The organism is Bradyrhizobium sp. WSM4872 (assembly GCF_055811715.1).
On sequence record NZ_JBVVPT010000023.1, the window covers coordinates 82370 to 96348 of the forward strand.

Here is a 13979-nt window from a genome sequence, read left to right on the forward strand (position 1 = left end):
CACGGCGAGCGGGAGCACAGATCGTAGCTCCCGCCCTCATCCTGAGGAGCGGGCGCGCAGCCCGCGTCTCGAAGGACGAGGGCTGGGCCATCCTTCGAGACGCGCGCGGTGCGCGCTCCTCAGGATGAGGACGTAGTTCGGGGGACAGACTTTTGACAGCCCAAACCATTATCCAAAGTCTCGCGAGCGGCCTTCTCATGGGCCTGCTCTACGGACTGATCGCCGTCGGTCTCGCGCTGATCTTCGGCCTGATGGACGTCGTGAACTTCGCCCATGGCGAGTTCCTGATGATCGCGATGTATGTGAGCTTCTTCCTGTTCACGTTCTTCGCCATCGACCCCTTGCTGTCGGCCCCGCTGGTGGCCGCCGCGCTGTTCGTATTCGGAGCGGTCGTCTATTTGTTGATCGTACGCTTCGCCATGCGGGCCAAGGCCAATGCCGGCATGGTGCAGATCTTCTCCACCTTTGGCCTCGCCATCGTGATGCGCGGCCTCGCGCAATTCTTCTTCACGCCCGATTATCGCAGCGTTCCGCAGTCCTGGCTCGGTGGCAAGACGATCTCGATCGCCGGCGTCTTCCTGCCCGAGCCGCAGCTCATGGGTGCGCTGGTTTCGATCCTGGCCTTTGCCGGCCTCTACTTCTTCATCCATCGCACCGATTTCGGTCGCGCTCTGGAGGCCACCCGTGAAGATCCCGGCGCGGTGGCCCTCGTCGGCATCGACAAGAATCGCGTGTTCGCGCTCGGCTGGGGGCTTGGTGCCGCGCTGGTCGGTCTCGCCGGAGCGATCATGGCGAGCTTCTTCTATATCTATCCCGACGTCGGCGCGTCCTTTGCGCTGATCGCCTACGTCACGGTCGCGCTCGGCGGCTTCGGCAGCGTGTTCGGCGCTTTCGCCGGCGGGATCATCGTCGGTCTCGTCGAGGCCACCACCGCGCTGGTGCTGCCGCCGTCCCTGAAATCGGTCGGCATCTACGCCGTCTACCTGCTGGTCGTCTTCATCCGGCCGCGCGGCCTGTTCGGATCGATGTGATGGACAAGGATTTTGCCGCGCGGCGCCGCCGCGACCTCATCATCGCTGCGGTGCTGACCGCCCTGGCGGCGCTCGCGCCGCTGTTCATCAAGGACGTCTACGTCCAGAACATCCTGATCCTGACCTTGATGTATGCGGCGCTGTCGCAGAGCTGGAATATTCTCTCCGGCTATTGCGGACAGATCTCGCTGGGACATGCGCTTTATTTCGGCATCGGCGCCTACACCACCGAGCTGCTGTTCACCAAGTTCGGCGTACTGCCATGGTTCGGGATGCTCGCCGGCGGCGCAGTCGCGGCCGCGATCGCGATGGGGCTCGGCTATCCCTTCTTCCGCCTGCGCGGCCATTATTTCGTGATCGCGACCATCGTCATCGCCGAGATCGGGCTGCTGCTGTTCCAGAACTGGGAATGGGCGGGGGCCGCGATGGGAATCACCATTCCGGTGCGCGGCGACAGCTGGCTGAAATTCCAGTTCATGCGCAGCAAGCTGCCGTACTTCTATTTTGCACTGGTGCTGTGCAGCCTCGCCTGGTTCGTCACCTGGTGGCTGGAGGACTCCAAATGGGGCTTCTGGTGGCGCGCGGTAAAGGACAATCCGGAAGCGGCCGAGAGCCTCGGTGTCGTCGTGTTCAACTCCAAGATGGGCGCGGCTGCCGTCTCCGCTTTCCTCGTGGCCATCGGCGGCGCTTTCTATGCGCAGTTTCTCGCCTATATCGATCCTGAAAGCGTCATGGGCTTCCAGTTCTCGCTGCTGATGGCGTTGCCGGCCGTGCTCGGTGGCATCGGCACCCTCTGGGGGCCCGTGTTGGGGGCGGCCATCCTGATCCCGATGACGGAGCTGACGCGCTCCTATATCGGCGGCTCGGGCCGCGGCGTCGACCTGATCGTCTACGGCACGCTGATCGTGCTGATTTCGCTCGCCCTGCCGCAGGGTTTGGTGAGCCTGTTCTCTCGTGCGAAGCGGAAGGGAGCCACGCGATGACCCCGCTGCTTGAAACCCGCGGCGTCTGGCAGCGGTTCGGCGGCCTCGTCGCCAACAGCGACGTCTCGATCTCGGTCGGCCGCGGCGAGATCGTCGGCTTGATCGGCCCCAACGGCGCCGGCAAGTCGACCCTGTTCAATCTCATCGCCGGCGTGCTGCCGCCGACGCAAGGCTCGATCTGGTTCGACGGCGAGGATGTCACCAGCATGCCGGCCGCCGAGCGCTGCCAGCGCGGCGTCGGTCGCACCTTCCAGGTCGTCAAGAGCTTCGAGACCATGACGGTTGTCGACAACGTGATCGTCGGTGCGCTGGTGCGCAACACCGTGATGCGCGAGGCCCGCCGCAAGGCGCATGAGGTGCTGGAGTTCACCGGTCTTGCCGCGCGCGCCAACGTGCTCGCGAGCGACCTCGTGCCGGCCGAAAAGCGCCGCCTCGAAGTCGCGCGTGCGCTTGCGACCGAACCAAAGCTGCTGCTGCTCGACGAAGTCCTCACCGGTCTTACGCCGACCGAAGCGCAGACCGGTGTCGCGCTGGTGCGCAAGGTGCGTGACGCCGGCATCACCGTGCTGATGGTCGAGCACGTCATGGAGATCGTGATGCCGCTGGTCGACCGAGCCATCGTGCTCGACCTCGGCAAGGTGCTGGTCGAGGGCAAGCCCACTGAAATCGTCCGCGATCCCAAGGTGATCAGCGCATATCTGGGAGATCGTCATGCTGTCGGTGCGTGAAGTCACGACCGCCTATCAGGGCCTGGTCGCGATCTCCGCGGTCAGCATTGAGGTCGCCAAGGGCGAGATCGTCTGCGTCGCCGGCGCCAACGGCGCGGGCAAGTCGACGCTGCTCAAATCCATCGCCGGCGCCGAGCGCCCGCGTTCGGGTACGGTGACGTTCGACGGCAAGCGCCTCGACGGGATGGCGCAGCATCATATCACGGCCACGGGCATCGCCTATGTGCCGGAGAACCGCCGCTTGTTTCCGCGCCTCTCCGTGCGCGACAATCTGCGCCTCGGCAGCTATCTCTACCGCGGCGAGGCCGACCGCGAGAGTCCGCTCGATCTCGTGTTCCAGCTGTTTCCGCGCCTCTCCGAGCGCCTGGAGCAGCGCGCCGAGACGCTAAGCGGCGGCGAGCAGCAGATGCTCGCGATCGGCCGTGCGCTGATGACGCGCCCGCGGCTGTTGATGCTCGACGAACCCTCACAGGGCATCATGCCGAAGCTTGTCGACGAGATCTTCCAGGCTGTGAAGCACATCCGCGATGCCGGCATGACCGTGCTGATCGTGGAGCAACGCATGGCGGAGTGCCTCGAGATCGCAGACCGCGCCTACATCCTGCAAACCGGCCGCGTGCTGATGCAGGGTGCGGCAAGCGAGATCAAGGGCAATCCGGACGTGCGCAAGGCGTATCTGGGGCTGTAGCCGCGAAGTGTTGGGCACGCTCGCGCAACACCCTCGGCGTCATCGCCCGCGAAGGCGGGCGATCCAGTATTCCAGAGGCCGTTGTGATTGAGCCGAGAAGCTGCGGCGTACTGGATTCCCCGCCTTCGCGGGGAATGACAGCGATGAGTAGGGCGGTGTTAGTTCGCCCTCGGCTGCACGAGGCTCAATGCTCGTGCCCATGCTCCGGCAGGGTCAGCCCAAACACCTTCACCAGATTCGTCACCTGCTCCGGCGACAAATACCGCGGGTTCATCCCGCGCAGCAACAGATACAGCTTCGCCGTCTCCTCCAGCTCCTCCGTCGCGAACACCGCTGCTTCCAGCGTGTCGCCCGCGACGACCGGGCCGTGATTGGCGAGCAGCACGGATGAGTATTTCCCCGCCAGCCCCCTGATCGCATCGGCGACCGCGGGATCACCCGGGCGGTAATAAGGCACGAGCGCGGTGGCGCCGCATTTCATCAGATAATAAGCGGTCATCGGCGGCAGCGCAGCGCGCGGCTCGATCTCCGGGAGCATCGACAGCGCGACCGAATGGGTGGAATGCAGATGCACGATCGCCCTTGCGCTCCCGCGCGTGGCGTAGAGCGCATTGTGCAGCGGAACTTCCTTGGTCGGCGCATCGCCCGAAACCAGTCGGCCCTGATCGTCCAGCCGCGATAGTTTTGCGGGATCGAGGAAGCCGAGCGAGGCATTGGTCGGCGTCACCAGCCAGCCGCCGCCGTCCAGCCTGACGCTGATATTGCCGGAGGAGCCGGGCGTCAGCCCACGCTCGAACAGGGACCGTCCGAAGCGGCAAATGTCTTCGCGGAGCCGTGTCTCGTTGCTCATGGCCGTCATGTCCGTTTGTCTCACGCTTTGGCAGCGCGGCCAAGCCGTGTTAATCGGTTGCCAAGCTGCCGCAAAGGGCGGCCGTCCGGGAAACGTCGCAAGGATCAGTTGCATGTCCGCCTCCACGTCACAGAATCAGCGCATCGCCGTCATCGGGCTCGGCTCGATGGGGTTTGGCATGGCGACTTCGCTGAAGCGCGCCGGTCATGTCGTCACCGGCTGCGACGTCTCGGCTGATGCGGTCGCGCGCTTCGTGACGGAGGGCGGCGCCGGCGCCAAGACGCCGGCTGAAGCCGCCAAAGGCGCCGACATCGTCGTCAGCGTCGTCGTCAATGCCGCGCAGACCGAGACCATCCTGTTCGGCAAGGATGGCGTCGCCGAAACCATGGCCAGGGACAGCGTCTTCCTGTCGTCGGCGACCATGGATCCCGACGTGGCGCGGCGTCTCGCCAAGCAGTTGGAGGCGACGGGCCGGCACTATCTGGATGCGCCGATCTCCGGCGGGGCGCAGCGCGCAGCGCAGGGCGAGCTGACCATTCTCGCCTCCGGCAGTCCGGCTGCGTTTGAGAAAGCGCGGCCCGCGCTCGATGCCATGGCCGCAAAGCTCTACGAGCTCGGCGATGCCGCAGGCCAGGGCGCCGCCTTCAAGATGATCAACCAGTTGCTCGCCGGCGTGCATATCGCCGCGGCCAGCGAGGCGATCGCGTTCGCGGCCAAGCAGGGTCTTGATATCCGCAAGGTCTATGAGGTGATCACGGCGTCCGCCGGAAACTCCTGGATGTTCGAGAACCGCATGCCGCACGTGCTCGACGGCGATTACACGCCGCGCAGTGCGGTCGAGATCTTCGTCAAGGATCTCGGCATCATCCAGGACATGGCGCGCAGTGCCAGATTCCCGGTTCCGGTCTCCGCCGCAGCACTTCAGATGTTCTTGATGACGTCAGCCGCCGGCATGGGCCGCGACGACGATGCGTCGGTGGCAAGGATGTATGCACAGGTCACCGGCGTCAAGCTGCCCGGCGACAAATAGCCAAGAGGATCCCCATGCCCCGTTTTGCCGCCAATCTCTCGATGATGTTCACCGAGGTGCCGTTCCTCGACCGCTTCGACGCCGCCGCGGCAGCCGGCTTCACCGCCGTCGAGTTTCTCTTTCCCTATGAGCATCCGGCCGAGGCCGTCGGCGAGCGGCTCAAGCGCAACGGCTTGACCCAGGCGCTGTTCAACCTCCCGCCGGGCGACTGGAATGCCGGCGAGAAGGGCTTTGCGGCACTCCCGTCGCGATTCCCCGAGCTCAAGGCGAGCCTGGAGACCGCGCTGCCCTACGCCAAGGCGACCGGCGTCAAGCGGCTGCATTTGATGGCGGGCATCGCCAACCGCGGCGAGCGCGTCGCCATCGAGGCGTTCTACAAATCGGTGGCGTGGGCCGCCGAGTTCTTTGCGCCGCACGGCATCGACATCGTGCTCGAGCCGATCAATGCACGCAACGTGCCCGGCTATTTCCTCAACGATTTCGGATTCGCGCGCGACCTGATCCAGGAGCTGCGGCTTCCGAACCTGAAGCTCCAGTTCGACATCTATCACTGCCAGATCATCCATGGCGACGTCACGATGCGGCTGCGCGAGATGATGCCGCTGATCGGCCACATCCAGATCGCCAGCATCCCCTCGCGCAACGAGCCTGACGGCGAGGAGCTGAACTATCCGTTCCTGTTCGACGAACTCGACCGGCTCGGTTATGCCCGCTTCGTCGGCTGCGAATATAATCCGCGCGGCAAGACCACCGACGGCCTCGCCTGGTTCAAGCCTTATGCGGGAGTGAAGCCGTGACACTTGCAGCGAAAATCTCTCTTGGCTGCATTGCCGACGACTACACCGGCGCCTCCGACCTCGCCAACACGCTGACGCGCGCCGGCTTGCGCACCGTGCAGACCATCGGCGTGCCCGCGGACGATCTCGCGCTGCCCGAGGTCGACGCCGTCGTGGTGTCCTTGAAGAGCCGCTCGATCGAGGCCGGCCTCGCCGTGTCGCGCTCGCGCGCGGCCGAGACATGGCTGCGCGGCCGCGGCGCAAGCCACGTGCTGTTCAAGATCTGCTCGACCTTCGATTCCACCGATGCCGGCAATATCGGCCCGGTGATGGACGCGCTGCGCGCCGATGGCGGCGAGGCGGCCGTGCTGGTGACGCCGGCCTTTCCGGAGACCGGCCGCACCGTCTACCAGGGCAATCTGTTCGTCGGTGCCGTGCCGCTGAACGAGAGCCCGCTGAAGGACCATCCGCTCAACCCGATGCACGATTCCAACCTGGTGCGCGTGCTGGCGCGCCAGAGCAGGACGCAAATCGGCCTCGTCGACCTCGCCACCGTCACGCGCGGCGCGGATGCCGTGCGGGCGCGGCTGGCCGAACTCGCGGGCAAGGGCATTGGCGCGGCGATCATCGACGCCGTGTTCGATCGCGACCTCGAGACCATCGGCCTCGTCGCTGCCCAGCATCGGTTGTCGGTCGGCGCCTCCGGCATCGGCCTTGGGTTGGCGCGGGCGCTGCTGTCCACAGGCAAGGTCACATCGACCGCGGCGAGCAGCGAGGCGGGGGCAGCGGTCGGCGGACCGGCGGCGTGCCTGGCCGGAAGTTGCTCGCAGGCGACGCTTCAGCAGATCGCCAATGCCGAGCATGTCATGCCGGTGCTGCATCTCGATCCGGACCGTATTACTACGGGCGAGGACGAGGCGCAGCGCGCGCTGGCCTGGGCGAAGCCGCGACTGGCCGACGGTCCGGTCCTGATCGCATCGAGCTCGACGCCCCATCAGGTCGCCGCGCTCCAGGCGCGCCATGGTCGCGACGCGGTCGGTCACGCCATCGAGCAGGCGATGGCCGACATCGCCGAGGGTCTGGTGCAAGCCGGCGTCAAGCGCCTGGTCGTTGCCGGCGGGGAGACATCCGGCGCCGTGGTCGACCGCCTGAAGATCCCCGGATTTCTCGTTGGAGTAGAGATTGCGGCGGGCGTCCCGGTGCTGCGCGCGGTCGGTGCTGAAAAAGGCGACATGTTGCTCGCCTTGAAGTCCGGAAATTTCGGCGGGCCCGAGTTTTTCTCCGGTGCGCTTAGGCTCATGCGCTGAGCGCAGGGCATTTTTAGCGTCGTGTTCACTTGTTTCAGGCTTCCGTACTCGTACGGAGTCGTCGTTAACGTCTGCTCAGGTGCTCTGGTGTTGGATGTCGGTGCTGCTCCCTTAGGTTGATTCGTAGACTTCCGGACGCGCCGCCGCGCCAGCACAAAGAGACTCCATATGCTCGCCACCATTTCCATCCGCGCCAAGATCATCAGTGTCGTGGCGTTCCTGCTGGTCGCGATGGCCGGCATGGGCCTGCTCGCCGTCATGAAGATGCGGTCGATGAATGCCAACACCGTCGACATCACCACGAGCTGGATGCCCAGCGTGCGCGTGCTCGGCGACCTGCGTGCCGGCGTCATCACTTACCGCAACGTCATCCGGGAGCACATGCTGTCGGAAACGCTGGACGAGAAGCTCGCGGCAGAGAAGACGCTTGCGACCGTGATCGAGGCCAACAGCAAATTCCGCAAAACTTACGAGGACATGATTACCTCGCCTGAAGAACGGGCACTCTACGGTGAATGGTCCAGGTTCTGGGACGATTACAAGAAGGGCACCCAGGAGGTCATGGCGCTGTCGCGCAAGGAGGCCGGCAAGGTCCCGCACGAGGCGCATGAGCTGAACACCAAGACGGTCAACAAGATCGGGCTTCAGGCCGACGAGGTTCTGCGCAAGGACATCGAGCTCAACACCAAGGGTGGCGACCAGGCCGCGCAGGATGCCGCCAACAGCTACTATTATGCCTTCATGCTGGTCGCGATCATTCTCGGCGCCGCCGTCCTTGTCGGCTCCGGCGTTGGCTTCTACCTGGTGCAGGACGTCTCGAACGGCATCAACTCGATTACCCAGCCGATGCAGGCACTCGGCAAGGGCGACCTTTCCGCCGAGGTTCCGCACCGTGGTGCGAAGACCGAGATCGGCGCCATGGCCGACGTGCTCCAGATCTTCAAGGACGCGCTGATCGCCAAGAAGGCCGCCGACGAGGCTGCCGCCGCCGATGCCGAAGCCAAGATCGAGCGCGGCCGCCGCGTCGACAACATCACCCGCGAATTCGAAACGATGATCGGCGAGATCGTCCAGACCGTGTCGTCGGCCTCGACCCAGTTGGAGGCCTCCGCCTCGACGCTGACCTCGACCGCCGACCGCTCCCAGCGGCTGGCGACCACGGTTGCCGGAGCGTCGGAGGAGGCCTCGACCAACGTGCAGTCGGTGGCCTCGGCCACCGAGGAGATGGCCTCATCGGTCGGCGAGATCAGCCGTCAGGTGCAGGAATCTGCGCGGATGGCGGGCGACGCCGTCGGCCAGGCGCGCACCACCACCGAACGCGTCAGCGAGCTCTCCAAGGCAGCCTCGCGCATCGGCGACGTCGTCGAGCTCATCAACACCATCGCCGGCCAGACCAACCTTCTGGCGCTGAACGCGACCATCGAAGCCGCACGCGCCGGCGAAGCCGGCCGCGGCTTTGCGGTCGTCGCCTCCGAGGTGAAGGCGCTCGCCGAGCAGACCGCGAAGGCGACCGGTGAGATCGGCCAGCAGATCTCCGGCATCCAGGCGGCGACCAACGACTCGGTCGGCGCGATCAAGGAGATCTCGTCGACCATCGAGCGTCTGTCGGAGATCTCGTCGGCGATCGCGGCGGCCGTGGAAGAGCAGGGCGCGGCGACCCAGGAGATCGCCCGCAACGTCCAGCAGGCAGCGCAGGGCACCCAGCAGGTTTCCTCCAATATCACCGACGTGCAGCGCGGCGCGACCGAGACCGGCACGGCCTCCTCGCAGGTGCTGTCGGCGGCGCAGATGCTGTCGAACGACTCGAACCGGCTCAAGACCGAAGTCAGCAAGTTCCTGACCAACGTCCGCGCGGCCTAGGCTGGCAGGCACGGAATTCCTGAAAGCGGCGTCCGCGGAGGCCGCTTTTTTTACGCGGGGAACAGCGGCTTCTGTCATCTTTCGGGCCTGAGCTGCATATCTGGAATGCGATTTCGCAGTGCGATAGCAGGGAAGTTACCGCAGGTGCCGCAGCGTCGTTGGCCATTTGTGCGGTCTTCAGGTAAATCAGCCGAGGAACCCGCGGGGGCGGTGTTTCCGGTCCCTGATCTGGAATTGCCCAACGAATGATTGCTCTGGTCCGTATTGCCCTGAGCCGGCCCTACACGTTTGTCGTGCTCGCGCTCCTGCTCCTGATCATCGGACCGCTGGCGGCGCTGCGGACGCCGACCGACATCTTCCCGGACATCCGCATCCCCGTGATCGGGGTGGTCTGGCAATACACCGGCCTGCCGCCCGACCAGATGTCGGGCCGCATCACCACGCCGTTCCAGCGCGCGCTGACCACGACGGTCAACGACATCGAGCACATCACCGCCAATTCCTATAACGGCTTTGGCATCATCAAGATCTTCTTCCAGCCGAACGTCGACATCCGCACCGCCAATGCGCAGGTCACCGCGATCTCGCAGACGCTGATCAAGCAGATGCCGCCGGGCGCGACGCCGCCTCTGATCCTGAACTACTCCGCCTCCACCGTGCCGATCGTCCAGGTGGCGCTGTCGGGCGACGGGCTGACCGAGCAGAACCTCGCCGATATCGGCATCAACCAGCTGCGTACGCCGCTGGTCACCGTGCCGGGTGCTGCGATCCCGTATCCATTCGGCGGCAAGCAGCGCCAGATCCAGATCGATCTCGACCCGACCGCGCTCCAGGCCCGCGGCCTGTCCGGCCAGGACGTCGCCAACGCGCTCGCGGCCCAGAACCTGATCACGCCCGTCGGCACCCAGAAGATCGGGCAGTTCGAATACAACATCCAGCTCAACAACTCGCCGCTGAAGATCGAGGAACTCGGCAATCTGCCGATCAAGACCGTCAATGGCGCGATGGTCTATGTGCGCGATGTCGCGACCGTGCGCGACGGCAACCCGCCGCAGACCAACATCGTCCATGTCGACGGCAATCGCTCGGTGCTGATGATGGTGCTGAAGGCGGGCGCGATCTCGACGCTCGACATCATCGCAGGCATCAAGCAGAAGGTGATCGACGTCAAGGACCAGCTGCCGGACGCGCTCAAGATCGGCTTCATCGGCGACCAGTCGGTGTTCGTCCGCGGCGCCATCGAAGGCGTCGCGTTCGAGGGCGTGATCGCGGCACTGCTCACCAGCGTCATGATCCTGCTGTTCCTCGGCAGCTGGCGCTCGACCGTGATCATCGCGGTCTCGATCCCGCTCTCCGTGCTCGGCGCCATCATCATGCTGTCGGCGATCGGCGAGACGCTGAACATCATGACGCTCGGCGGCCTGGCACTCGCGGTCGGCATTCTCGTCGACGACGCCACCGTCACGATCGAGAACATCAACTATCATCTGGAGCAGGGCAAGCCGGTCGAGCAGTCGATCCTCGACGGCGCCAACCAGATCGTGACGCCGGCCTTCGTCTCGCTGCTCTGCATCTGCATCGTGTTTGTGCCGATGTTCTTCCTCAGCGGCGTGGCGCGCTTCCTGTTCGTGCCGATGGCGGAAGCGGTGATGTTCGCGATGATCTGGTCGTTCCTGCTGTCGCGCACGCTGGTGCCGACCATGGCGAACTATTTGTTGCAGGCGCATGTCCACCACGAGGACGGTCCGCCGAAGTCGCGCAATCCCCTGGTCTGGTTCCAGCGCGGTTTCGAGGCTCGCTTCGAGCGCATTCGCGGTGGCTATCACAATTTCCTCCGGCTCGCGCTCGCGCACCGTCCGGTGTTCGTGATCGGCTTCCTCTGCGTGGTCGGCGCGTCGTTCGCGCTGGTGCCGTTCCTCGGGCGCAACTTCTTCCCCGCGGTCGATGCCGGCAACATCCTGATGCACGTCCGCACCCAGGTCGGCACCCGCGTGGAGGAGACCGCAAACCAGCTCGCCGACGTGCAGAAGGCGATCCGCAAGCTGATCCCGGGCGAGATCGACACGCTGACCGACAACATCGGCATGCCGATCTCCGGCATCAACATGACCTACAACAACACCGGCGTGATCGGCCCGCAGGATGGCGACATCCAGATCAAGCTGAAGGAAGGCCACAAGCCGACGGAGGAGCATGTGCGCGTGCTGCGTGAGCAACTGCCGCGGCTGTTCCCCGGCGTCAGCTTCGCCTTCCTGCCCGCCGACATCGTCAGCCAGATCCTGAACTTCGGCGCGCCGGCGCCGATCGACCTGCAGATCCGCGGTGCCAATCTCAGCGCTAACTTCGCGTACGCCAACAATCTGCTGGCCAGGGTCCGCAGGATTCCCGGCGTCGCCGATGCGCGCATCCAGCAGTCGCCGAACAATCCGACCTTCAACATCGATGTCGACCGCACCCGCGCGCAATATGTCGGCCTGACCGAGCGCGACGTCACCAACAGTCTCGTGGTCAACCTTGCCGGCTCCTCGCAGGTAGCGCCGACCTATTACCTCAATCCGGATAACGGCGTGTCCTATTCGATCGTGATGCAGACGCCGCAATACCAGATGGATTCGCTCAGCGCGCTTCAGACGTTGCCGATCACGGCCGTCGGCAATTCGCAGTCGCCGATCCTCGGCGGCATCGCCGATATCAGGCGCTCGACCTCGAGCGCGGTGGTCTCGCAATACGACATCCAGTCGATGGTGCAGATCTTCGCCACGACATCGGGCCGCGATCTTGGTGCGGTCGCGACCGACATCCGCCAGGTGATCGCCGACACCGCGAAGGAGGTGCCGAAAGGCTCTTCCGTGGTGCTGCTCGGCCAGGTGCAGACCATGAACAGCGCCTTCACCGGCTTGTTGTTCGGCCTGCTCGGAGCGGTCGTCCTGATCTATTTCCTGATCGTCGTGAACTTCCAGTCCTGGTCCGATCCCTTTGTGATCATCACGGCGCTGCCGGCCGCGCTCGCCGGCATCGTCTGGATGCTGTTCGCCACGGAGACGACGCTGTCGGTGCCCGCGCTGACCGGCGCCATCATGTGCATGGGCGTTGCCACCGCCAACAGCGTACTCGTGATCTCGTTCGCGCGCGAGCGCTACGAAGAGCTCGGCGATCCCATCGCCGCGGCGCTGGAAGCCGGCTTCGTCCGGTTCCGCCCGGTGCTGATGACCGCGCTCGCCATGATCATCGGCATGGCGCCGATGGCCTTGGGGCTCGGAGAGGGCGGCGAGCAGAATGCGCCGCTCGGCCGCGCCGTGATCGGCGGCCTGATCTTTGCAACTTTCGCCACGCTGATGTTTGTTCCCGTGGTGTTCAGCATGGTACACAAGAAGCAAGGCGCCAAAGCGGCCGCCTCCCTGGAGACCCCGCATGTCGCCCACTGAATCCCGCTCCCCGGTGTCGCACCGGAAACTGGGCATTTTCGGCGTGGTGGCGCTGATCGCGGCGGGGCTGGTCGTGGGCACCGGCATCCGTGCCCGCGAGGAGCAGGGCTCAAGGCTGAAGGCATGGACCGATGACCAGGCCGTTCCCAGCGTCGCGGTGACGCTGCCTAATGCCAAGGCTCTCAATTCGACCATCGACTTGCCGGGCCGTCTCGAAGCCTATTATCGCGCGCCGATCTTTGCCCGCGTTCCCGGCTATCTCAAAAGCTGGAGCGCCGACATCGGTGCGCGGGTGAAGGCCGGTCAGGTGATCGCCGAGATCGAGGCGCCCGACCTCGACCAGCAACTGCTTCAGGCCCGCGCCGACCTCGCCAGCCAGCAGTCCAGCGCCAGGCTGTCGGAAGCCACCCTCAACCGCCGCAAGACGCTGGTCGCCTCCAACTTCGTCTCCGCGCAGGAGATCGACGAGCGTACCGCCGATCTCTCCAACAAGAACGCGGCGGTTCGCTCGGGCCAGGCCAATGTCGAGCGGCTCGAGGCGCTCGCCGGTTACAAGAAGATCACCGCTCCGTTTGACGGTGTGGTTACGGCGCGGGACACCGACGTCGGTGCGCTGATCAATTCAGGCGGCGGCTCGGGCCCGGCGATGTTCGTGGTCTCCGACATCACCAAGCTGCGCGTCTACATCAACGTTCCCCAGAACTACGTGCCCGCGATCAAGATCGGCGCGAAGGCCGCCATCGTGCTGCCGGAGTATCCGAACCGGACCTTCCAGGCGACGGTGGAGGCCTCCTCCCAGGCGGTTGATGTCGCCTCCGGCACGACGCGCATGCAACTCGGTCTCGACAATTCCTCAGGCGAGCTGATGCCCGGTGGCTACGCCAGCGTGAAGCTCAGCCTGCAGCGCGATGCCGCGCCACTCAGCATTCCCGCGAGCGCGCTGATCTTCAACGGCAACGGCCTGCGCGTCGCAACCGTCGGTCCGGACGACAAGGTGCTGTTCAAGCCCGTGACCATCGCCCGTGATCTCGGCCGCGAGATCGAGCTCGCCTCCGGAATTGCAGCGGATGACCGCGTCATCACGGCACCACCGGATGGCCTCTCCGACGGCGACCAGGTCCGCGTGACCGGCGCCGGCGCCAAGGGCAAGCCGGCGACCGCGTCCGAGAAGCAGGCGCCGAAGGGGTAGGTTTCTTCACCTCGCCCCGCTTGCGGGGAGAGGTCGATCGCGAAGCGATCGGGTGAGGGGGACTCTCCGCGAGTCCAACTCTCACCGTCCTTGCGGAGACTCCCCCTCACCC

Annotated in this window: 11 protein-coding genes; 10 read left to right on the forward strand and 1 reads right to left on the reverse strand. The window is 65.2% G+C overall.

Features of this window, described 5'->3' with window-relative positions; genetic code table 11:
- The first annotated feature begins 152 nt into the window (after positions 1–152).
- From AC0L3C_RS26195 to AC0L3C_RS26210, 4 genes are read left to right on the forward strand one after another with little or no spacing between them, the layout of a single operon-like run.
- Entirely contained in the window at positions 153–1031 is an 879-nt protein-coding gene (locus tag AC0L3C_RS26195; RefSeq protein ID WP_026233279.1) for a branched-chain amino acid ABC transporter permease, read from the forward strand.
- Positions 1031–2014: a branched-chain amino acid ABC transporter permease gene (locus AC0L3C_RS26200; RefSeq protein WP_007593738.1), complete on the forward strand. Its 984-nt coding sequence runs from the start codon at positions 1031–1033 to the stop codon at positions 2012–2014. Before AC0L3C_RS26195 ends, AC0L3C_RS26200 begins: the two co-directional genes overlap by 1 nt.
- On the forward strand, positions 2011–2742 hold the full coding sequence (locus AC0L3C_RS26205) for an ABC transporter ATP-binding protein (RefSeq protein WP_473366291.1): 732 nt from the start codon (positions 2011–2013) through the stop codon (positions 2740–2742). Before AC0L3C_RS26200 ends, AC0L3C_RS26205 begins: the two co-directional genes overlap by 4 nt.
- Positions 2726–3430 carry an ABC transporter ATP-binding protein gene (locus AC0L3C_RS26210; RefSeq protein ID WP_473264090.1) on the forward strand — a complete coding sequence of 235 codons (705 nt, stop codon included), beginning with the start codon at positions 2726–2728 and terminating at the stop codon, positions 3428–3430. The genes AC0L3C_RS26205 and AC0L3C_RS26210 overlap by 17 nt, the downstream gene beginning before the upstream one ends.
- 184 nt (positions 3431–3614) lie before the next feature.
- Here AC0L3C_RS26210 and otnC read toward each other — a convergent pair whose 3' ends face one another.
- Positions 3615–4289, reverse strand: coding sequence for a 3-oxo-tetronate 4-phosphate decarboxylase (otnC, locus tag AC0L3C_RS26215; RefSeq protein ID WP_473409330.1), 675 nt, complete (start codon positions 4287–4289; stop codon positions 3615–3617).
- Between the two features lie 103 nt (positions 4290–4392).
- Here otnC and ltnD point away from each other — a divergent pair, with 103 nt between their 5' ends.
- From ltnD to AC0L3C_RS26245, 6 genes are all read left to right on the forward strand, one after another.
- Entirely contained in the window at positions 4393–5310 is a 918-nt protein-coding gene (gene ltnD, locus AC0L3C_RS26220) for an L-threonate dehydrogenase (RefSeq protein ID WP_473409331.1), read from the forward strand.
- Positions 5311–5324: 14 nt separating this feature from the next.
- Entirely contained in the window at positions 5325–6107 is a 783-nt protein-coding gene (gene otnI, locus AC0L3C_RS26225; RefSeq protein ID WP_473409332.1) for a 2-oxo-tetronate isomerase, read from the forward strand.
- Entirely contained in the window at positions 6104–7393 is a 1290-nt protein-coding gene (otnK, locus tag AC0L3C_RS26230) for a 3-oxo-tetronate kinase (protein ID WP_473409333.1), read from the forward strand. Before otnI ends, otnK begins: the two co-directional genes overlap by 4 nt.
- A 168-nt stretch (positions 7394–7561) precedes the next feature.
- A complete protein-coding gene (locus AC0L3C_RS26235; RefSeq protein ID WP_473409334.1) occupies positions 7562–9253 on the forward strand; it encodes a methyl-accepting chemotaxis protein in 1692 nt (563 codons plus the stop codon).
- 245 nt (positions 9254–9498) lie between these two features.
- Entirely contained in the window at positions 9499–12678 is a 3180-nt protein-coding gene (locus tag AC0L3C_RS26240) for an efflux RND transporter permease subunit (protein ID WP_473409335.1), read from the forward strand.
- Entirely contained in the window at positions 12665–13867 is a 1203-nt protein-coding gene (locus AC0L3C_RS26245) for an efflux RND transporter periplasmic adaptor subunit (RefSeq protein ID WP_473409336.1), read from the forward strand. Before AC0L3C_RS26240 ends, AC0L3C_RS26245 begins: the two co-directional genes overlap by 14 nt.
- Positions 13868–13979 lie beyond the last annotated feature (112 nt).

Bases quoted from the DNA above. Each gene is read 5' to 3' on its own strand.
- AC0L3C_RS26245 (WP_473409336.1), top strand. From the start codon at position 12,665: ATGTCGCCCACTGAATCCCGCTCCCCGGTGTCGCACCGGAAACTGGGC.
- otnC (WP_473409330.1), bottom strand. From the start codon at position 4,289: ATGACGGCCATGAGCAACGAGACACGGCTCCGCGAAGACATTTGCCGC.
- ltnD (WP_473409331.1), top strand. From the start codon at position 4,393: ATGTCCGCCTCCACGTCACAGAATCAGCGCATCGCCGTCATCGGGCTC.
- AC0L3C_RS26205 (WP_473366291.1), top strand. From the start codon at position 2,011: ATGACCCCGCTGCTTGAAACCCGCGGCGTCTGGCAGCGGTTCGGCGGC.
- otnI (WP_473409332.1), top strand. From the start codon at position 5,325: ATGCCCCGTTTTGCCGCCAATCTCTCGATGATGTTCACCGAGGTGCCG.
- AC0L3C_RS26200 (WP_007593738.1), top strand. From the start codon at position 1,031: ATGGACAAGGATTTTGCCGCGCGGCGCCGCCGCGACCTCATCATCGCT.
- AC0L3C_RS26210 (WP_473264090.1), top strand. From the start codon at position 2,726: ATGCTGTCGGTGCGTGAAGTCACGACCGCCTATCAGGGCCTGGTCGCG.
- AC0L3C_RS26240 (WP_473409335.1), top strand. From the start codon at position 9,499: ATGATTGCTCTGGTCCGTATTGCCCTGAGCCGGCCCTACACGTTTGTC.
- AC0L3C_RS26235 (WP_473409334.1), top strand. From the start codon at position 7,562: ATGCTCGCCACCATTTCCATCCGCGCCAAGATCATCAGTGTCGTGGCG.